The sequence below is a fragment of the Burkholderia sp. HI2761 genome (assembly GCF_002223355.1).
In the GTDB taxonomy this organism is placed as follows: domain Bacteria; phylum Pseudomonadota; class Gammaproteobacteria; order Burkholderiales; family Burkholderiaceae; genus Burkholderia.
In genome coordinates, this window is sequence record NZ_NKFN01000007.1 from 2,127,605 (window position 1) to 2,148,030 (window position 20,426).

Consider the following 20,426-nt stretch of genomic DNA (forward strand, 5'->3'; position numbering starts at 1 on the left):
CGCACCGTATGAATGGCCGAAACTGTACTCTTTTTTGAAGTGAAAAGGTGTACACACAGCGGGACGAGTGCCGCGCGTACTCTGCACGCATCGACTCCGACACCTGCATCATGAAAAAGAAATCCGCCACCGCGCGCATCGAACCGTACACCCACCCGGCCGCCGGCTGGGGCGCGCTGAAAGCCGTCACGATCAACCTGATCAAGGAAAAGGTCGCCGGCGGCAACTACCGCACGCTGCTGCGCCAGAACCAGCCGGACGGCTTCGACTGCCCGGGCTGTGCGTGGCCCGACCGACAGCACGCATCGACGTTCGAATTCTGCGAGAACGGCGTGAAGGCCGTGGCCGCGGAAGCGACGAGCAAGCGCGTGACGCCCGAATTCTTCGCCGCGCACACGGTGACCGAACTGCTCGAACAGTCGGATTTCGAGCTCGAACAGCACGGGCGGCTCACCGACCCGATGGTGTACGACGCGCAGACCGACCGGTACGTGCCGATCGCATGGGACGACGCGTTCGAACTGATCGCGCGCCACCTGCGCGCGCTGCCGGACCCGAACCAGGCCGCGTTCTACACGTCCGGCCGCGCCAGCAACGAGGCCGCGTTCCTGTACCAGCTGTTCGTGCGACGGTACGGCACGAACAACTTCCCCGACTGCTCGAACATGTGCCACGAAGCGACGAGCCGCGGGCTGCCGGCGTCGGTCGGCGTCGGCAAGGGCACGGTCACGCTCGACGATTTCGAGCATGCGGACACGTTGCTGATCTTCGGCCAGAACCCCGCGACCAACCATCCGCGGATGATGGGCGAGCTGCGCGAGTGCGCGAAGCGCGGCGCGACGATCGTGTCGATCAACCCGCTGAAGGAGCGCGGCCTCGAACGCTTCGCCGATCCGCAAAGCCCGCTCGAGATGCTGACGATGTCGGGCACGAAGATCGCATCGACGTTCATCCAGCCGACCATCGGCGGCGATTTCGCGCTGATCAAGGGGATGGCCAAGCGCGTGCTCGAACTCGACGACGCCGCGCGCGCCGCCGGTGCGCCGCGCATCGTCGACACCGCGTTCATCGGCGAGCACACGGCCGGTTTCGACGCATTCGCCGACGATCTGCGCGCCGAAAGCTGGTCCGCGCTGACGGCCGAAAGCGGCGTGCCGTACGAGCAGATCGACGCGCTCGCGCAACGCTATGCACGCAGCGAACGCGTGATCGCGACGTGGGGCATGGGCATCACGCAGCACAAGCATTCGGTCGCCACCGTGCAGATGCTGACGAACCTGATGCTGATGCGCGGCAACATCGGCCGGCCCGGCGCCGGCCTGTGCCCGGTGCGCGGCCATTCGAACGTGCAGGGCAACCGCACGGTCGGCATCGAGGAAAAGCCGTCGCAGGCGTTCCTCGACCGGCTCGGCCACGTGTTCGATTTCGAACCGCCGCGCGATTACGGCTACGACGTCGTCGAGACGATCGAAGGGATGCTCGACGGCCACGTGAAGGTGCTGATCGGCCTCGGCGGCAATTTCGCGATGGCGACGCCCGACACGCCGCGCACGTGGGAAGGCATGCGGCGCTGCGAACTCTCCGTGCACATCACGACGAAGCTGAACCGCAGCCACCTGATCCACGGCCGCGACGCGCTGATCCTGCCGACGCTCGGCCGCACCGAGATCGACCTGCAGGACAACGTCGCGCAAGGCGTGACGGTCGAGGATTCGATGAGCATGGTCCACGTGTCGTACGGGATGAACAAGCCGGCGTCGCCGAACCTGATGTCGGAACCGGCGATCGTCGCGCACATGGGCCACGCGCTGTTCGGCAGCGGCACGATCGACTGGCTCGCGTACAAGGACGACTACGCGAAGATCCGCGACGCGATCGAGGCCACGCTCGACGGCTTCCACGACTACAACGCGCGCATCGCACGGCCCGGCGGCTTCCACCTGCGCGTCGCGTCGCGCGACCGCGAATGGCTCACGCCGACGGGCAAGGCCAACTTCATCGCGCACGCACTGCCGACCGACACGCCGATCCAGCGCGCCCGCGCGCTGCACGGCGCCCGGCTGATGACGCTGATGACGACGCGCTCGCACGATCAGTACAACACGACCGTCTACGGGCTCGACGACCGCTATCGCGGCGTGTTCGGCCAGCGCCGCGTGGTGTTCGTCAACCGCGACGATCTCGCGATGCTCGGCCTGCAGGCCGGCGAATGGGTCGACATGGAAACCGTGTGGCACGACGGCATCGAGCGGCGCGCGGACGGCTTCCTGCTGGTCGAATACGACATCCCGCGCGGCTGCATCGGCGCGTACTACCCGGAAACCAACCCGCTCGTGCCGCTCGACAGCGTCGGCGACGTGTGCAACACGCCGACCTCGAAGTCGATTCCCGTGTTGCTGCATCGCGCGGCCGCGCCGGCATCGACCGCCGCCTGACGGAGCACGACGATGATCGTTCGGCCGCGCGAGCACTGGCTGCGGATGCTGCTCGTCTGGAACGGCTCGGTGCTGCCGACCATCCTGCCGCAGCTCGTCCTGACGCTCGCGATCAGCCTCGTCGCGGTGTGGGGCGGCGGCCGCGTGCTCGGCGAAAAGGTGCCGCTGAACCCGACGCCGTTCACGCTGATCGGCCTGACGCTCGCCATCTTCGCGGGGTTTCGCAACAACGCCAGCTACGAACGCTATCGCGAAGGCCGCCAGCTGTGGGGCGGCGTGCTGACCGCCACGCGCACGCTGGTGTCGCAGGCGCTCTGCTACGGCGCGGTCGACCGTGACGACGCATCGCGCCGCGCATTCGTCCGCACGGTCGTCGCGTTCGTCTACACGCTCAAGCATCAACTGCGCGGCACCGACCCGGCCGCGGACCTGCGCGCGCTGCTCGACGGCGCCACCCTTGCGCGCGTCGCCGCTTCCCGGTATCGCCCGGTCGTCATCGTGCACGCGCTTCGCGAAGCGTTCGCCGCGCGCGCCGATGCGGGCCGTCTCGCCGACACGCGCCTGTGGATGCTCGATGCGCGCCTCGACGATCTCGTCGCGATGGTGAGCGGCTGCGAGCGCATCGCATCGACGCCGATTCCGTTTTCATACGACGTGCTGCTGCACCGGACCATCTACGCGTATTGCGTGTTGTTGCCGTTCGGCCTCGTCGATTCGATCGGCGCGGCGACACCTTTTGTAACAGTTTTCGTGGCCTATACGCTGATCGCGCTCGACGCGATCGCACATGCGATCGCCGAACCGTTCGGTGACGGGCCGAACCAGCTCGCACTCGATGCGATGACGCGGCAGATCGAGCGCACGCTGCTCGAACTGAACCGCGAACCGCTGCCGGCCGAGGTGACGCCCGGCCCGTCCTACCGCCTCACCTGACCGGCGATCCCCGCTCAATCGCGGCGGCCGCGCAGGAAGTCGCGATGCTCGGCGGCCGCATCCGCGATCCGTCGCAGGAGGACCACGCCGTTCAGCAACGCATGCGCGTCGTCGCCGGCGCGCGCGGCCACGCGTCGTCGCAACAGGCCGGCCGCGGAGTCGCAAGTCCGATCGAGCCGCGCGAAATCCGCCCGCGCGACGCGCCCGCGCACCACCGCCGCCGCGCGACGCACGGCCGGTTCGCGCGCGGCCAGTTCGGCGAGCGACAGCAAGCTGTCGCCGAGTCCCCATATCGCGAGCAGGTCGCGCTCGATCAACGTCTGCGGCAGGCCGCCCGCGAAACCGAGCTCGCGCGCGAGACGGTCGGCCGTGCGGCTCAGCCACGCACTCGCGGGCCACGCCCGCGGATCGCGCGCGATCCCCGCCAGATCGCGGCGCACCGCGCGATGCAGGCGTCGCCGGCTCGTGCCCGGATCGCCGGGGAACACCAGCGCGAATACCAACGCGCCGAACGCGATGCCGAGCAGCGTCGCGAGCGCGCTATTCAGGAACGCGGCATCGCCGATGCGGGTCGTGTTGTCCGGCGACGTGAAATTCCAGAAGAAGATCGAGAACGCGCTGCCCATCGCGGCCGTGCGCGGATGGCGCATCGCGAGGCCGGTGCCGATCAGGAACACGCCGAGGATGTAGACGAGCATCTCGAAGCCCGACACCGCCGGCAGCAGGATGAAGTTGCAGACGGCACCCGCGACCGCCGCGCATGCCGTGCCTTTCATGAAACCGACGATCGCACGCACCGAATTTGGGCGTGTCGAGAACAGTGCGCTCACCACGGCCGTGATCGCGACGAACCCGCCGCCCGCCGGCCACGCGGTGAAGACCCAGATCGCCGACGCGGCCAGCACCGCGATGAACGCGCGAATGCCGTTGTGACACGCGAGCACCGGATCGCGGTGGAACGCGTAGCGCACGCGTGCGGGGGGCGGCACCGGCCGGTCGAGCAATGCCTGGCTCGCGAATGCGCGGTCGAACCCGCCGAGCAGCGCCGACAGCCGGTCGAGCGTGAGCAGGCGCGACGTGTCCGGAGCGGCGGGCGCGACGGCCTCGGCGCGCAGCGCGTCGTCCACGCGTGCGCGCAGCGCGGCCATCCGGTGCCCCGCGTCGCCCGATGCAGCGATCCCTTCGAGCACGTGCGCGACCTCGTCGACCAGCGGCTCCGGCGCATCGTGCGCGCGCGCCGCGTGCTCCCGGATCGCCTGCCCCGCCGCCTGCGCAGCCAGCACGCCGAGCGCCGCCGCGCGCAAATGGCCGATCGCGTTGCGCACCGGCGGTGCGCCGGCCGCCGCATATTCTGCCGCGGTATCGAGTTCGAGCGCATCCGCGAACAGGCGGTGCACGGCCGCGCCGTTCGGCTCGCGGCGCAGCGCGCCCGCGCCGACCGCCACCGCACGGTCGAGATAGCGCGCGAGCCGCATCCGGACCTCCTTCAGCGGCGCGCCCGGCGCGAAGACCGTTTCGAACAGCGCGCCGCACAGGATGCCGACCGCCACGTACAGGAACCGCGCGACCGCGATGTCGAACGCGTGCAGCGGCGCCGATACCGCGTCCATCGCGATGATCGCGGCCGTGTAGCCGGCGAGCACCGCCGCATACGCGCGAAAATTCCGCTGGAAGGTCGCGATGCCCGCGCACAGGCCGATCCAGGCGGCGAGCGCGGGCAGGAACAATTGGGGCGTCTGCGCGAATGCGCCGGTCAGCGCAAGCGCGACGGCCGCACCGGTCGCGGTACCGAGAATCCGGTACTGACTCTTCGACAGTCCCATCCCGCGACTGCCCTGCGCGACGATCCATACGGTCGAGGCAGCCCACATCGGATCGTCGAGATTCATCCGGAACGCGATATAGAGCGCAAGCAGCGACGCGGCGGTATTGCGGAGTGCGAATGCAAGCGCGCCGGACGGCAACGTCGGGCATGCGTCGCGCAGCGCGGCCCGGACGGCCGCGAGCGGCGGCATGCTGGGGAATGCGAATTTCATCCGGCGAGCATACGGTCGCGTGCCGGCCGCCACTACGGGGCAGCGGCGGGATGCGTTATTGCGCCGGGCGGGATAATCGGCTCGACCCGCAGCGATCCGGCCCGCGACGGTAAGATGCGCGCATGCCGACCACTGAAACGAATCGCATGGACCTCGAGAGCATCCGGATATTCTTGCGTGTGGTGGAACGCGGCAGCTTCACTGCCGCCGCCACGCAGATCGACATGCCGCTCAGCCGCGTGAGCCGCAAGATCAGGCAGCTCGAGGACGACCTCGGCGTCCAGTTGCTGTACCGCACGACGCGTCGCGTGTCCGTCACCGAAGCCGGGCGCGACTACTACGAACGTTGCCTGCGCGCCGAGGAGATTCTGCTCGACGCGGACCGTCAGGTGCGCGCGCTGCGCACGGAACCCGAAGGCACGCTGCGCGTGCTGGTGCCCTACGCGATCGGCCTGTTCGAACTGGAACCGGCGCTCGCCGAGTTTCGCCGGCGCTACCCGCTGGTCCAGCTCGTGCTGATCTACGACAACAGCGCGCTCGACCTCGTCGAACACGGCTTCGACGTCGCGCTGCGCACCGGCGTGCTGACCGATTCCGGCTATGTCGCGCGCTCGCTCGGCTGGTCGCACGCGAAGTTCGCGGCCAGCCCGCGCTATCTCGACCGCGCGGGCCGGCCGCACACGCCGCAGGATCTCGCCGATCACGACATCCTGTTCGTCGGCCGCGACACGCCCGGCCTGACGCTGCGCCTCACCAACGCGGCCGGCGACGTCGCCGACGTGCCGGTGCGGCCCGTGCTGATCTCGAACGAATCGGTCACGGTGCTGCGCCAGGCCGCGAGCGGCGGCGGCATCGCGCTGATTTCGACCCACTTCACCACACGGCGGCTCGAGAGCAACGAACTCGAAATCGTGCTGCCCGACTGGCATCGCACCGACGACGTCGAGCTGCACGCGCTCTACCCGAAGCGCGCGACGCTCGACAGCAAGGTGCGCGCATTCGTCGAGTTCCTGACGGAAATCTTCACCGCGTGGCGGACCGCGCCCTAGCCAATGTAACCCCCGCCGCACGACCTGCAATCGATGCACGTCCGCTGCATTGTTGCGACGCAGGAAAGGAACTAATGAGCGCGCAAGCGTTGATCGGCGTTCGCCGCATCGTTAGCCTGTGGCGATGAAAAACCGCCACACACGCTACGGCAGCCACGCGAACGCTGCCCGCCGACGCGTCACGCGCGTCGCGCCCTCCTGACCGGCCTGCCTGCTTGCCGAAGCCCGTCACGGCTTCGCCGATCCGATTGAACGCCTGAACCGCACGCGGCGCGCGAGCGGCCGCTCGTTTGCGGCGCCGCCCACGCGCGGTGCGTGTCCGTCCGCTTCGCGGCTCGTCCGCGCAGGCGCCGCATGCGTGCGCGCGGCTGCCGGCGCTTGCGCCCCGCACGCCCCCTTCATCCCGCAGGAACACCATGTCATCTCCGTCACCCCAGGCGCCGCTGTCGGGCGGCAAGCTCGCGATCGGCACGATCGCGGTATCGCTCGCCATGTTCATGAACGTGCTCGATTCGTCGATCGCGAACGTCGCGATCCCGACGATCTCGGGCGATCTCGGCGTGTCGGTCGACGAAGGCACGTGGGTGATCACGATCTTCGCGGCGGCGAACGCGGTGTCGATTCCGCTGACCGGCTGGCTCACGCAACGCTTCGGCCAGGTACGCCTGTTCGTCACGGCGATCCTGCTGTTCGTGTTCGCGTCGTGGCTGTGCGGGATCGCGCCGAACCTGCCGACGCTGCTGGCCGCACGGATTCTGCAGGGGGCGGTCGCGGGGCCGCTCGCGCCGCTGTCGCAGGCGCTGCTGCTCGGCGCGTGGCCGCGGCAAAAGTCGTCGACGGCGCTCGCGCTGTGGTCGATGACGGCGCTCGTCGGGCCGATCGCCGGGCCGTCGCTCGGCGGCTGGATCACGTACGACTACAACTGGTCGTGGATCTTCTACATCAACATTCCGGTCGGCTTCTTCGCGGCGGCCGTCACGTGGTTCGTGTTCCGCGATCGCGAATCGGCCACGCGCCGCCTGCCGATCGATACGGTCGGCCTGCTTCTGCTCGTGCTGTGGGTCGCGTCGCTGCAGATCATGCTCGACAAGGGCAAGGATCTCGACTGGTTCAACTCGCCCGTGGTCGTCGCACTGGGCATCGTCGCGCTGGTCGGTTTCGCGTTCTTTCTCGTGTGGGAGCTGCACGAGGCCAACCCGATCGTCGACCTGCGGCTCTTCACGCAGCGCAACTTCGCGGGCGGCACGATCGCGATCTCCGTCGCATACGGGATGTTCTTCGGCACGCTCGTGCTGCTGCCGCAATGGATGCAGGGCTATCTCGGCTACCGCGCGGTCGATTCGGGGCTCGCCACCGCACCGCTCGGGCTGTTCGCGATCCTGCTCACGCCGATCATGGGCCGCCTGCTGCCGCGCACCGATCCGCGCTATCTCGCGACGCTCGCATTCGTCGGCTTCGCGGTCGTGTTCATGATGCGTACGACGTTCTACACCGACGTGTCGCGCTGGGATCTCGTACTGCCGACGCTGCTGCAAGGCATTCCGATGGCGATGTTCTTCGTGCCGCTGACGGCGATCATCCTGTCGGGCTTGCCGCCGGAAAAGATTCCGGCCGCGGCCGGCCTGTCGAATTTCGGCCGCACGTTCTGCGGCGCGGTGGGGACGTCGCTGATCGGCAATGCGTGGAACGACCGCACGATCCTGCACCACGTGCGGCTCACCGAACAGGCGAGCGTCACCAATCCGGTCTTCACGCAGCAGCTCGACACGAGCCGTTCGCTGCTGCACCTGAGCCCCGATTCGGCGCTCGCGTTCTTCAATGCGTCGGTCGATTCGCAGGCGGCCGTGATGGGCTTGAACGACATCTTCTACGTGTCGGCGATCATCTTCATCGCGATCATCCCGCTCATCTGGATCACGAAACCGTCGCGCTCGGGCGGCGGCGATGCCGATGCGGCGGCGGCCGGCGCGCATTGATCCGGACCCGCTGCGGCGCGCGCCCCGCGCCGCGGCAAACGTAATAAAGACTTGCAATCGATACAGGCGGAAACGTCAACAGACGGTGCCCGTATCGCGTTTTTTCCTCAAGCGCCCACGATCCGGACGCGCAACGACAGGAGAAACCACCATGCGAGCCCTTACCCGCCACATCGCGATTGCCGCCGCCCTGATGTCGGTGCTGACCGGCACCGCGTTCGCCGACACGCCGTGGCAGAACGCGCATCCGCGCCGCGAAGAGGTCAACCAGCGTCTCGCCAACCAGAATCGCCGCATCCGTCACGAAGTGAAGGAAGGCGAGATGTCGCACGCGCAGGCCGCACGCCTGCATCGTGACGACCGCAAGATCCGCCAGGAAGAGCGGGACATGGCTGCGCAGGATCACAGCCACATCACGAAGAGCGAAAAGCACGTGCTGAACCGGCAGGAAAATGCGGTCAGCAACAAGATCGGCCAATAACACCGACAACACCGGCAAGCGCCCATTCGCCACGAGCTGAACGCCCGCTGCCGCGATGCGGCAGCGGGTGCTTGTTGTATCGAATCGTTTCAACGCGCCGACGGCGTCGAATGCTGCGGGTATACTCCGTCGTCAGCCGCCTGTTGCATCGCCGTCCGTCAAAAACGGCCCGATTCCGGGCGGTTTCGTCGCGAAGCTTCGCGTTTCGCCCCTCCGCGCCCCAGCCTCGATACGAGACACCCGACGACCGACCATGAAACGATTCCTGCTGCTCCTTCCCGCCGCCCTGCTCGCCGCCTGCGGTTCCGCTCCGTCGTCCGACTCGGCCGGCTCGGGCACGGCACCGATGATCTACGTGTCGTCGCAACGTCCGGCCTACGCGATCGCGAACTGCCTCGACAGCCGCCTGTCGGGCACCGAACAATCGCAGCACAACGGCGTGACCGACATCGCCGTCGGCTCGAATTCGTACTTCGTCACGCTGACGCCGTCGGGCAACGGCTCGGTGATCAAGGTCGTGCGCGGCTCGGGCAACGAGCCGGCCGAGGAAGCGATGCGCTTCGCGGTCGCGCGCTGCGCGATCTGACACCCTCCCGCGCCGGGCGTCCGCCCGGCCCGTCGCCACGCGCCAACCGGCGCGCCTGCCGAATATTTTCATCCGGGTACCCGTCGATGAGAGAATCGCACCACGATTCCTTTTCAGTGGAGCCCGCATGAAGCACCTGCTGTCCCGGCTGTTCGTCAGCGCCGCGCTCGTCGCGCTTGTTCCGGCGCTGCCGGCGCAGGCGGCCACGCCGCCCGGCATCTTCGTCGTCGCCACGCAACTCGGCGAATTCACGACCCTCGACCCGAGCGGGATCTACGAGCTGGTGCCGTCCGAATACGTCGCGAACACCTACGAACGGCTGGTGCGCGTCGACCTGAAGGATCCGACGCGCTTCGACGGACAGATCGCGCAATCGTGGACGGTCGGCGCCGACGGCGTGACCTACACGTTCAAGCTCCGCCCGGGCCTCACCTTCCATTCCGGCAACCCGGTCACCGCCGACGACGTCGCGTGGTCGCTGCAGCGCACCATCCTGCTCGACAAGGGGCCGGCCGGCGTGCTCGCCGATCTCGGCCTGACGAAGGCGAACGTGACGCAGAAGGTGCGCGTGATCGATCCGCAAACCGTCGTGCTCGAAACCGACCGCAAGTACGCGCCGAGCTTCGTGCTCAACGTGCTGAGCGCGTGCCCGGCCTCGGTCTTCGACAAGAAGCTGCTGCTGTCGCACCAGCAAGGCAACGATTTCGGCAGCGGCTGGCTGCGCACCAACGACGCGGGCTCGGGCCCGTACCAGCTCGTCAAGTGGACGCCGAACGAAACCATCGTGCTGCAGCGCTTCGACAAATACCGCACGCCGTACCCGATGAAGCGCGTCGTGCTGCGCCACGTGCCCGAAGCGTCCGCGCAACGGCTGCTGCTGGAGAACGGCGACGCCGACGCCGCGCGCAACCTGAGCCCCGACAGCCTCGCCGCGCTGTCGAAGGCCGGCAAGATCAAGGTCGCGTCGTGGCCGGTGTCGGCGCTCCTGTACCTGAGCCTGAACACGAAGAACCCGAACCTCGCGAAGCCCGAGGTGCAGCAGGCGATGAAATGGCTCGTCGATTACGACGGCATCCAGCGCAACATCGTCAGCACGACCTACAAGGTGCATCAGACCTTCCTGCCCGAAGGCTTCCTCGGCACGCTGAACGCGAACCCGTACAAGCTCGACGTCGCGAAGGCGAAGGCGCTGCTCGCGAAGGCCGGCCTGCCGAACGGTTTCGACGTGGCGATGGACATGCCGAACGACTATCCGTACCTCGAGATCGCCCAGGCGCTGCAGGCGAACCTCGCGCAGGGCGGCATCCGCGTGAAGCTGATCCCCGGCGACGCGAAGCAGGCGATCGGCAAGTACCGCGCGCGCCAGCACGACATCTTCATCGGCGAATGGTCGCCCGACTACATGGACCCGAACAGCAACGCGCGCGGTTTCGCGTGGAATCCGGACAACTCGGACCAGTCGCCGACCAAGATGCTCGCGTGGCGCAACAGCTGGAACATTCCGCAACTGACGAAGGACACCGAGGCCGCGCTCGTCGAGCCGTCGCCCGCGAAGCGCGCGCAGCGTTACGAAGCGCTGCAGAAGGCCGTGCTCGCGAACTCGCCGTTCATCATCATGTTCGAGAAAGTCGTGCAGGTCGCCACGCGCCCCGGCGCGACCGGACCGGAAATCGGTCCGATCAACGACCTCGTGTCGTACCGGACGCTCGCGAAATAATCGCGGCTGCGCGAAGCGCCGGACATGCAGCAGCAAGGGCCGGCCCGCACCCGTTCAATTGAGCGCCGCCCATACCAGGTACGCATTCAGCCCGACGATCACGATCGTCGCCGCGCCGGCGACGATCGTGAGCGGCATCCGCATGGCGTAAGCGCCCATCACATCCGTGCGCGCCGACAGCATGACCAGCGCGATCATCGGCATCGGCAGCACGAAGCTCAGCACGACCTGGCTCGCCACCATCGCCCGCGTGACGTCGCAGCCGAGCGCGACCACCACGAACGCGGGCGCGATCGTCACTGCCCGCCGCACCCAGATCGACATGCGGCGGTGGATGAAGCCCTGCATCACGACCTGCCCGGCCATCGTGCCGACCACCGAACTCGACACGCCCGAGGTCAGCAGCGCGACGAGAAACAGCGCGCCGGCCGCCGGCCCGAGCACGGGGATCAGCGTGTGATAGGCGTCGCCGATGTCGGTCATGCCCGGCGCGGCCACGTGGAACGCCGACGACGCCATCATCACCATCGCGAGATTCACGAAGCCGGCGAGCCCGAGTGCGACCACGACCTCGCGGTTCGAGAAACGCACGAGCCGCCGCCGCTGCGCGTCGTCGCGCGGCGCGGTGCGATCCTGCGTGAGGCCCGAATGCAGATACAGCGTGTGCGGCATGATCGTCGCGCCGATGATCCCGACTGCAATCGTCAGCGCCGCATGATCCGGAATCTGCGGGACCACCAGATGGAACGCGGCCGCACGCCAGTCCTGCGGCGCGATCAGCAGCTCGCCGAGATAGCACGCGCCGATCACGCCGACCAGCGCCGCGATCGCCGCTTCCAGCGGCCGGAAGCCGCGCTTTTCGAGGGCGAGGATCGCGCAGGTCGCGAACGCGGTCGCGATCATCCCCGCGAACAGCGACAGGTGGCACAACAGCCCGAACGCGAGCGCGCCGCCGAGGAATTCGGCGAGATCGGTCGCCATCGCGGCGATCTCCGACGCGATCCACATGCCCCACACGACCGGCACGGGGAAACGGTCGCGGCACAGCTCGGCGAGATTGCGGCCGGTCACGATGCCGAGCTTCGCCGACATCGCCTGGAACAGCATCGCGATCGCGTTCGCGGCCAGCACGACCCACAGTAGCCGGTAGCCGTACGCGGCGCCGGCCTGGATGTTGGTCGCGAAGTTGCCGGGGTCCATGTAGCCGATCGACGCGATCACGGCCGGGCCGACGAACGGCAGCAGCGCGGCGACGCCGGTGCGGCGCCCTTCCAGCGCGGCGCGCGCCGCGCCGTCGGCTGGCTCGGCGGACGGGCCCGGCAGCGCGAAGCCGCCGGCAGGTTTGCTCGGGACGGGAAGCATGGTGGGGTTTCCGTTCGAATGAGGAAGGCTGATTCGGGCGCACATGCCGCGGCCGGCCTGCCGCGTGCCGGCCATGGCAGGACGATGGCGGCGTTACAGCGGCACGACGTCGGGACGATTGCGCGGAAACTGCGCGATCACGTCCGGCGCGACGTTCAGGTGCGCTTCGACGAGCTTCGGCGGCGTATGCGCGAGCCAGTCGGACAACGACACCTCCGCATAGCGGTCGGTCTTGAAGATTTCGAGGAACACGAGGTCGGTCTGGCCCGTGTTCTGCACGTAGTGACCGAGGCTCTTCTTCACATAGCCGACGTCGCCCGCGCGGAAGTCGGCCGTCTGCGCCTTCGGCCCCGTGTCGAACACCGTCATCCGCGCCTCGCCTTGCAGGTAGTACTGCCACTCGTCGGCGTTCGGGTGCCAGTGCAGTTCGCGCATGCCGCCCGGATGCACGGTGACGAGCGCCGCCGCGACCGTCGTCGACACGTTGAAGTTGGTGCTGTCCGCGATCCGCACCTCGCCGCCGCGCGTCTTCCTGACCGGTTTCATGTCGCCGAGCGAAAAGACGAACGGATGCGGCGGCGCACCGGCCGACGCGGCCGACGCGCGCTGCGCGTCCGCGAGCGGGCCGGGTTCGTCGCCCTGGAAGATCCACAGGTTGTCGAGCGGCACGTTCCTGAACGCGTCGGCCGGCACGCCGAAGTTGAGCGCGAGCACGTCGGGCGGCGTATGCGCGATCCAGTCGGTCAGCAACAGCGTGTTGAATTCCGATGCGCGGCCGTTATCGAACGCGAGCAGGAATTCGGCGCCGTCGCGGCCGAGGCCCTGCAGCGAATGCGGCAGGCCGGGCGGGAAATACCAGAGATCGCCGGTTTTGACGTCCTGCACGGACGGCCGGCCGAGCTCGTCGAGCACCGTGATCCGGCAGCGGCCGTCGAGCATGATGGCCCACTCGGCCTGCTGGTGCCAGTGCATCTCGCGAATGCCGCCGCGCGTCAGCCGCATGTTGACGCCCGAAATGGTTTCGGAAATCGCGAAATCGTCCTGCGTCACTTCGCGCGCCCACCCGCCATTCTGAATGCGTTTATGGGCATTATTGAAAGACGCCCAGAATAACGGCATACCGTTGATATCGGTGGCCGGCGGATTCTGAAAAGACGGGAATTGATTGGCGATGGCCGGATTTTTAGGCCCCGGGTCGGTCAGACTCTGGCGGTTTCGCGCATTCACCGCGCCTTCCGGCGGGCTGTCCGGATTGCCGAACGAGGCGGCCTTGGCCGATACCGCGATGCCCGCGGCGGCAATGGCGCCGGCCGTACCCGCCAGCATCTTGCGTCGAGAAAGATTCGTCATGATTTCCTCTTCATTCCTGCAATAGAGAGAATTTCCATTACGGAACATTTACTGCTTTTCGGATTATCGAAAATCAAACATCCCGTGACGCAAGTTAAATCCAAATCACCGAAAAACTTAAATGAATTATTAGTCTGAATTAATGATTTAATCTGATCGGCTTTAATTTTGTAATTATTTCGGCGCGAAGGGATGCCGGACGGCGACGGATGTCGGCGAATCGGTCAGGTACGGTGAATGAGGAAATACGACCGCGTCAGGTCGTGATGTCACGCATGGCGACAGGAGACGATTGACGCGCGCAACGTGCAATCACCAATGCAATGCGATGCAGTGGATTTGGATAACCGATCGTGAAAAACGGAAAACAGGCGAACGCCGATACGTCGAACACCGGCTGACCGGGCCGCGCCGGGCCGCGGCTTACTCCCGCGGCATGTCGGCGAGCCGCTGCGCGGCGAACCGCAATCCGCCCAGAATGCGCTCCGCGACCCTTGCCGGAAAACCGGGCGGCAGCGCGGCGCCGACCGACTCGATCACGTGCGGCGTCGTGGCGATGAGCCGTTCGACGATCGGTGTCGCGATATCGCCGAGCAGGCAATATTCGGCCATCGCGCTAAAGTGCCGTCGCGTGATATCGCGCATCGCATAGTGCTTGCGCTTGCCGTGCACGGCCATCGCGAGCTTCGCCTTGTGCCACGACCACTGGTTCGCGCCATCGCCTTCGACCGGCCAGATCGACATCACGTCATAGAGCGGCGTGAGGCGGAAACGGCCGCCCGGCAGCAGGCGCAGGCTGAAGTTCTTCGCATGCCCGTCCGGTGCGGCGAGCATCCAGAACACGATCAGGGCGGCGAACAGTGTGTCGAGATCCTCCCGCGCCGTCTCCGAACGGCGCAGCAGGCCGGCCAGATCGGGCACGCCGGGGCCGCCCTGCGACTCGTACTTCAGGTGAGGCGGCACGCCGAGCGCCTGGCAGAAATCTTCCTGCGGCAAGCGCAACAGCCACCCGCCGTCACGATGCAACACACGATCGAACCGTTCGACCGACAGCACCTTGTGCGCGCCGAAACGCACGATTTCCGCACCCGCCGCCGGCAGGCCGAACGCTCGCAGGATCGCGAGACACAGCCACTCGTTCTCGACGGAGGCCGTGAGATCGGCCCGCTTGTTGCCGACCAGCCCGAGCGGCAACTTGAGAATATGCGTCGTGGGCGTGGCACCGTGCGGGCGCATCCAGCGCCCGTCGTGAAACAGCAGCGCGGTCTTTTCCTGCGCACCGGCCAGCGACAGCCGGAAATCGTCGTCGTCCTCGGCTCCCGTCGCCACACCGCTCGCCTGATCGAGCACGCGTGCGACGTCCTCGTCCGACAGCGTCGTACCGTCGATGCGATCCAGGCCGGTTGGCGCATCGTCTTCGCCGAGCAATTGCACCGCCCCGACGCAATCGCGACCGAGCGCGGCAAGCAGATCGAACGGCTCGGTCGTCGCCGTGCCGAACCTGGCGGCCAATCGGCGCCGAATGGCGTCGCTGTCCGGAAGCAGATTGTCGAAGTAATGATTGACGCGTTCGCCGCGCAACGGAGCGTCGCCGACACCGAACGGCAGCGACAACGACAGCGGGCGGCCGACGGCCGACTGCTTCCAGCCGGCGTCGTACAGCAGTTCCATGTCGCCGCGCACGGGAATCCGCCATGTGCCGACCCTCTGGCCGTTCGTCCAGATCGACAGCGCGCGAGTGTGCGATTTGCGTCCCATCGCTTACCACTCGGCGGCGGCTGCGTCGGGCTCGCCCTTGGTGCGGATGCTGAGTTCGAGACCGTACAGCGCGGTCAGCTCGAGCAACTGCCTGAGCGACAGGCTTTCGGTACGCGTGGTTTCGAGCAGCGACAGCCGCGACTGGCCCACGCCGATTCGCACTGCCGCTTCGGCTTGCGTCAGGCCGTTGGCCTGACGCGCCGAAGACAGGATTTCGCCCAGTTGCGCGGGCGTATTGACGATGAAATTCACGGCGCGTATTCCTGTAGGCAATAAACCCAGTATATTCCTGACAGGCATAAACGCAAATTATTTCTCACATACATAAACGCAAAATATGCATGACAGACATAAAAAGCGAACCCTTGTATGCCGGCCCCTGCTCTTGAGAGGGTTCCCGACCCTATCGTCCGCCCTCACGCCATAGTTTTTATCCGCTGGCGCGAATGATTTTGGCTTTGTTAGATGGATGACATTCGATCAACCGACGACAACGATCTAACAACCGATGACCTGCGCGTTCGCCCGTACCGTCGAATCCCGCTATGCCGAATTGACGCCGACCGCCAAGCGCATCGCGAGCTACATGCTCGCGAACCTCGACCGGCTCGGGCTCGAGACGGCCGACCAGATCGCGCAGCAGGCCGGCACGAGCGGCATCTCGGTCGGCCGCTTCCTGCGCAGCGTCGGCTATCGCAATCTCGACGACCTGAAGCGAGAACTGCGCGGCGGCGGCGATCGCCCGTGGATGATCACCGACCGGCTCGACGAATACCGCCGCATCGCCGGCACGCAACCGGCCGATCGCAACCGCGGCAACGGCAGCGACGGCGCCCTCGCATCGTCGCTCGAACGCGAGCTCGACGCGATCCGCCACGTGTACCGCCTGGCCGAAGGCCCGGTGTTCGCGCAGGTCGCCGACCGGATCGCGCATGCCGACGCCGTGTTCATCCTCGGCATCCAGTCGACGCGCGGCATCAGCAACGCATTCAGCAGCTACCTCGAATATCTGCGCCCGCGCGTGTTCTACTCCGACGGCCAGTCGGGCTCGTACGTCGATTCGCTGAACTCCGAATTCGAGCGGCCGTACTGCGTCGTCACCGATACGCGCGCTTATTCGCGCAGCGCGCGCCGCTATTGCCAGGCGGCCGCCGAGCGCGGCCAGCCGTTCGCGCTGGTCACCGATCTGTCGTGCCCGTGGGCGCGCGAATGGCCGGCCGATCTGCTCCAGGTGAAGACCGACGTCGGCCAGTTCTGGGATTCGCTCGCGCCGCTCACCTGCCTGTTCAACCTGCTGATCACGGCCGTGGTCGATCGCCTCGGCCCCGCGATCGACCGGCGCGTCGCGCGCAACCGCGAACTGCAGCACACGTTCGACCAATTCGAATCCTGAGTGAGCCTGAACCCACCTGAACCGCCGATGAACGATCACCGCCTCGTCGAAATCACGCCCGCCACGCATCGCGTCGACATCGATCTGGTCTATGCGACCGAGCGCAACCTGACCGGCAAGCCGATCTACCGCCGTGCGCACTGCCTGTTGCTGGCGCCGGCCGAAGCCGCATTGCGCCGCGCGGTCGACGTCGCCGCGCAGGCCGGCTTCACGCTGCGCATCTACGACGCCTACCGGCCGCCGCAAGCGCAGCAGGTGCTATGGGATTTCCTGCCCGATCCGAACTTCGTCGCCAATCTCGGCCGCGGCTCGAATCACAGCCGCGGCACCGCGCTCGACCTGACGCTCGTCGGCACGAACGGCGAGCCGCTCGACATGGGCACCGGCTTCGACGAGATGGTCGCCGCATCGGGCCACTTTCATGCGGGGCTGCCCGAGCAAGTGCAACGCAACCGCCTGCTGCTGCTCGGCGTGATGCACGCGGCCGGCTTCGCGCACATCGACAGCGAATGGTGGCACTACGAACTGCCCGACTCTCGCGCGTTGCCGCAGATCGACAACGCGGCGAGCGGCCCGTGGCGCCTGATGTAACGCCGATGCACGCCCCCTTTTCCGTTCACGTTCAACGACTTCAACGACCGATGGAGCGCACATGAAATTCCCGACATCCCGGCTCGTCGCGGCGCTGGCCGCCGCGTCCGTTCTCGCCGCCGTTCCGCTGTCCGCCGCCCGTGCGGAAACGCCGAAGGACCTGTTCGTGATGGCCACGCTGCTCGACGAATTCACGACGCTCGATCCAGGCGAGATCTACGAGCTGGTGCCGGAGGAATACGTCGCCAACACGTACGACCGGCTCGTGCGCGTCGACCTGCGCGATCCGTCGAAATTCAACGGCGACGTCGCGCAGTCGTGGACGGTGAGCGCCGACGGGCTGACCTATACGTTCAAGTTGCGCAGCGGCCTCAAGTTCCACTCGGGCAACCCGCTGACGGCCGATGACGTCGCGTGGTCGATCCAGCGCGCGGTGCTGCTCGACAAGGGGCCCGCGGCCGTGCTGACCGGCATCGGCCTCACCAAGGCCAACGTCGCCGCGAACGTGAAGAAGCTCGACGACGCGACGGTGTCGGTCACGACCGACCACAAGTACGCGCCGACCTTCGTGCTGAACGTGCTCGGCTCGTGGCCCGCGTCGGTGCTCGACAAGAAGCTGCTGCTGTCGCACCAGCAGGGCAACGACTTCGGCAACGGGTGGCTGAAGACCAACGAAGCCGGCTCCGGCGCCTACAAGCTGGTCAAGTGGACGGCCGGCGACAGCCTCGTGCTGCAACGCTTCGACGGCTACCGGCTGCCGCTCGCGATGAAGCGTATCGTGCTGCGTCACGTGCCCGAAGCCGCGAGCCAGCGCCTGCTGCTGGAAAACGGCGACGTCGACGTGGCGCGCGACCTGAGCCCCGACGATCTGGCGTCGGTCGTGAAGTCCGGCAAGGCGAAGGTGGCGGCATCGCCGCAGGCGACGCTGCTGTATCTCGGCCTGAACACGAAGAACCCGACGCTCGCGAAACCCGACGTGCAGGAAGCGCTGAAATGGCTCGTCGACTATGCGGGCATCCAGAGCAACGTCGTGAAAACGACCTACAAGGTGCATCAGACCTTCCTGCCCGAAGGTTTCCTCGGCACGCTGAACGCGAACCCGTACAAGCTCGACGTCGCGAAGGCGAAGGCGCTGCTCGCGAAGGCCGGCGTGCCCAACGGCTTCTCCGTGACGATGGACGTGCGCAACGACTATCCGTACACGGAGATCGCGCAGGCCGTGCAGGCGAACTTCGCGCAAGCGGGCATCAAGGTGCAGCTGATCCCCGGCGACAACAAGCAGACGCTCGCGAAATACCGCGCGCGCCAGCACGACATCTACATCGGCGAATGGTCGGCCGACTACATCGATCCGCACAGCAACGCGCAGGGTTTTGCGTGGAATCCGGACAATTCCGACAAGTCGAGCTATAAAATGCTGGCCTGGCGCAACAGCTGGGACATCCCGCAGCTCACGAAGCAAACCGACACCGCGCTCGCCGAGCCCGCCGCCGCGAAACGCGCGCAGCTGTATCAGGCGATGCAGAAGGAAATGCTCGCGCGCTCGCCGTTCGTGATCATGTTCGAGAAAGTCGCGCAGGTCGCGACGCGGCCCGGGGTCAGCGGGCTCGAGGTCGGGCCGATCAACGATCTGGTGTCGTACCGCAACCTGAAGAAGCAATAAGATTCGCCGCATGTCGACTCCCGCCTCCTCCCTCGAAGCACTGCGCACGCTGCCCGCGCGGCGCCCGGCCGTGCGCTGGGCACTGCGCGTGCTGCGCTGGGCGCTCACGCTCGCCGTCACGTTCGCGGGGCTGCTCGCGCTGACGTTCGTGATCGGCCGCAAGGTGCCGATCGATCCCGTGCTCGCGATCCTCGGCGATCGCGCGTCGGCCGACGCCTATGCGGCCGAGCGCATCGCGCTCGGGCTCGACAAGCCGCTCGTCACGCAATTCCTGATCTATGCGCGCGACGTACTGCACGGCAACCTCGGCGTGTCGCTGCTGACCGCGAACCCGGTGCTCGACGACATCAAGCGCGTGTTCCCGGCCACGCTCGAACTGGCGACGATCGCGACGCTGATCGGCATCGCGATCGGCGTGCCGCTCGGCGTCGCGGCCGCCGTGAAGCACAACCGGCCGATCGATCACATCGCGCGCTTCGTCGGGCTGATCGGCAATTCGGTGCCGGTATTCTGGCTCGGCCTGATGGGGCTGCTGCTGTTCTATGCGCGGCTGCACTGGGTCGGCGGCCCCGGCCGGCTCGATCCCGTCTACGACGGGATGGTCGACCCGCGCACCGGAAGCCTGCTGATCGATGCGGCGCTCGCGGGCGAGTGGGACGTATTTCGCAACGCGGTGTCGCACATCGCACTACCGGCCGCGATCCTCGGCTACTACTCGGTCGCGTATCTCAGCCGCATGACGCGCTCGTTCATGCTCGACCAGCTGAGCCAGGAATACATCGTCACCGCGCGTGCGAAGGGCTTGTCCGAGCGTCGCGTGATCTGGCGGCACGCGTTCGGCAACATCGCGGTGCCGCTGCTCACCGTGATCGCGCTCACGTACAGCAACCTGCTCGAAGGCTCGGTGCTGACCGAGATCGTGTTCGCATGGCCGGGGCTCGGCTCGTATCTGACCGGCGCGCTGCTGAACGCCGACATGAGCGCGGTGCTCGGCGCGACGCTCGTGATCGGCGCGATGTTCATCACCGTCAACCTGCTGACCGACGCGCTGTACCGCGTGTTCGATCCGCGTGCGCGCTGAGGGCCGCCCCGACAT

At 67.0% G+C, this 20,426-nt stretch carries 16 protein-coding genes; 11 read left to right on the forward strand and 5 right to left on the reverse strand.

What is annotated here, in order from left to right; all coding sequences use genetic code 11:
* The first annotated feature begins 110 nt into the window (after positions 1–110).
* Together CFB46_RS27245 and CFB46_RS27250 are read left to right on the forward strand one after the other, a co-directional pair.
* A complete protein-coding gene (locus tag CFB46_RS27245; RefSeq protein ID WP_089501892.1) occupies positions 111–2,435 on the forward strand; it encodes an FdhF/YdeP family oxidoreductase in 2,325 nt (774 codons plus the stop codon).
* A 12-nt stretch (positions 2,436–2,447) separates the two neighbouring features.
* Positions 2,448–3,368: a bestrophin family protein gene (locus CFB46_RS27250; RefSeq protein ID WP_089501893.1), complete on the forward strand. Its 921-nt coding sequence runs from the start codon at positions 2,448–2,450 to the stop codon at positions 3,366–3,368.
* Positions 3,369–3,382: 14 nt separating this feature from the next.
* Here CFB46_RS27250 and CFB46_RS27255 read toward each other — a convergent pair whose 3' ends face one another.
* Positions 3,383–5,404, reverse strand: a complete 2,022-nt coding sequence (locus CFB46_RS27255; RefSeq protein WP_089502378.1) for an FUSC family protein — start codon at positions 5,402–5,404, stop codon at positions 3,383–3,385.
* Between the two features lie 146 nt (positions 5,405–5,550).
* Between CFB46_RS27255 and CFB46_RS27260 the strand changes: the two genes are divergently transcribed.
* The 5 genes from CFB46_RS27260 (at position 5,551) to CFB46_RS27280 (ending at position 11,213) form a co-directional block, all read left to right on the forward strand.
* On the forward strand, positions 5,551–6,453 hold the full coding sequence (locus tag CFB46_RS27260) for a LysR family transcriptional regulator (RefSeq protein ID WP_027780862.1): 903 nt from the start codon (positions 5,551–5,553) through the stop codon (positions 6,451–6,453).
* 416 nt (positions 6,454–6,869) lie between these two features.
* A complete protein-coding gene (locus tag CFB46_RS27265; protein WP_089501894.1) occupies positions 6,870–8,429 on the forward strand; it encodes a DHA2 family efflux MFS transporter permease subunit in 1,560 nt (519 codons plus the stop codon).
* Positions 8,430–8,580: 151 nt separating this feature from the next.
* Positions 8,581–8,910: a hypothetical protein gene (locus tag CFB46_RS27270; RefSeq protein WP_089501895.1), complete on the forward strand. Its 330-nt coding sequence runs from the start codon at positions 8,581–8,583 to the stop codon at positions 8,908–8,910.
* A 253-nt stretch (positions 8,911–9,163) separates the two neighbouring features.
* Positions 9,164–9,496 carry a sugar ABC transporter ATPase gene (locus CFB46_RS27275; RefSeq protein ID WP_027780865.1) on the forward strand — a complete coding sequence of 111 codons (333 nt, stop codon included), beginning with the start codon at positions 9,164–9,166 and terminating at the stop codon, positions 9,494–9,496.
* Between the two features lie 127 nt (positions 9,497–9,623).
* Positions 9,624–11,213 (forward strand): ABC transporter substrate-binding protein, encoded by a 1,590-nt coding sequence (locus CFB46_RS27280; protein WP_089501896.1) that lies wholly within the window; start codon positions 9,624–9,626, stop codon positions 11,211–11,213.
* Positions 11,214–11,267: 54 nt separating this feature from the next.
* Here the strand turns inward: CFB46_RS27280 and CFB46_RS27285 are convergent, their stop codons facing one another.
* The 4 genes from CFB46_RS27285 to CFB46_RS27300 form a co-directional block, all read right to left on the reverse strand.
* On the reverse strand, positions 11,268–12,575 hold the full coding sequence (locus CFB46_RS27285) for an Nramp family divalent metal transporter (protein WP_089501897.1): 1,308 nt from the start codon (positions 12,573–12,575) through the stop codon (positions 11,268–11,270).
* Positions 12,576–12,668: 93 nt separating this feature from the next.
* Positions 12,669–13,925, reverse strand: a complete 1,257-nt coding sequence (locus CFB46_RS27290) for an oxalate decarboxylase family bicupin (protein WP_027780868.1) — start codon at positions 13,923–13,925, stop codon at positions 12,669–12,671.
* 423 nt (positions 13,926–14,348) lie between these two features.
* Complete coding sequence (locus tag CFB46_RS27295; protein WP_089501898.1) at positions 14,349–15,683, reverse strand: type II toxin-antitoxin system HipA family toxin; 1,335 nt, start codon at positions 15,681–15,683, stop codon at positions 14,349–14,351.
* Between the two features lie 3 nt (positions 15,684–15,686).
* The gene (locus tag CFB46_RS27300) at positions 15,687–15,935 is read right to left on the reverse strand and encodes a helix-turn-helix domain-containing protein (RefSeq protein WP_089501899.1); all 249 of its coding nucleotides are present in this window, start codon (positions 15,933–15,935) and stop codon (positions 15,687–15,689) included.
* A gap of 256 nt (positions 15,936–16,191) precedes the next feature.
* On the opposite strand from CFB46_RS27300, the gene sapR reads away from it, so the two are divergent.
* From sapR to CFB46_RS27320, 4 genes are all read left to right on the forward strand, one after another.
* Positions 16,192–17,076, forward strand: a complete 885-nt coding sequence (gene sapR, locus CFB46_RS27305; protein ID WP_089501900.1) for a sap1 transcriptional regulator SapR — start codon at positions 16,192–16,194, stop codon at positions 17,074–17,076.
* Positions 17,077–17,103: 27 nt separating this feature from the next.
* Positions 17,104–17,667, forward strand: coding sequence for a D-alanyl-D-alanine dipeptidase (ddpX, locus tag CFB46_RS27310; protein WP_089501901.1), 564 nt, complete (start codon positions 17,104–17,106; stop codon positions 17,665–17,667).
* Between the two features lie 61 nt (positions 17,668–17,728).
* Positions 17,729–19,330 (forward strand): ABC transporter substrate-binding protein, encoded by a 1,602-nt coding sequence (locus CFB46_RS27315; RefSeq protein WP_089501902.1) that lies wholly within the window; start codon positions 17,729–17,731, stop codon positions 19,328–19,330.
* 10 nt (positions 19,331–19,340) lie between these two features.
* Positions 19,341–20,411: an ABC transporter permease gene (locus CFB46_RS27320; RefSeq protein ID WP_089501903.1), complete on the forward strand. Its 1,071-nt coding sequence runs from the start codon at positions 19,341–19,343 to the stop codon at positions 20,409–20,411.
* The last annotated feature ends 15 nt before the right edge of the window (positions 20,412–20,426 follow it).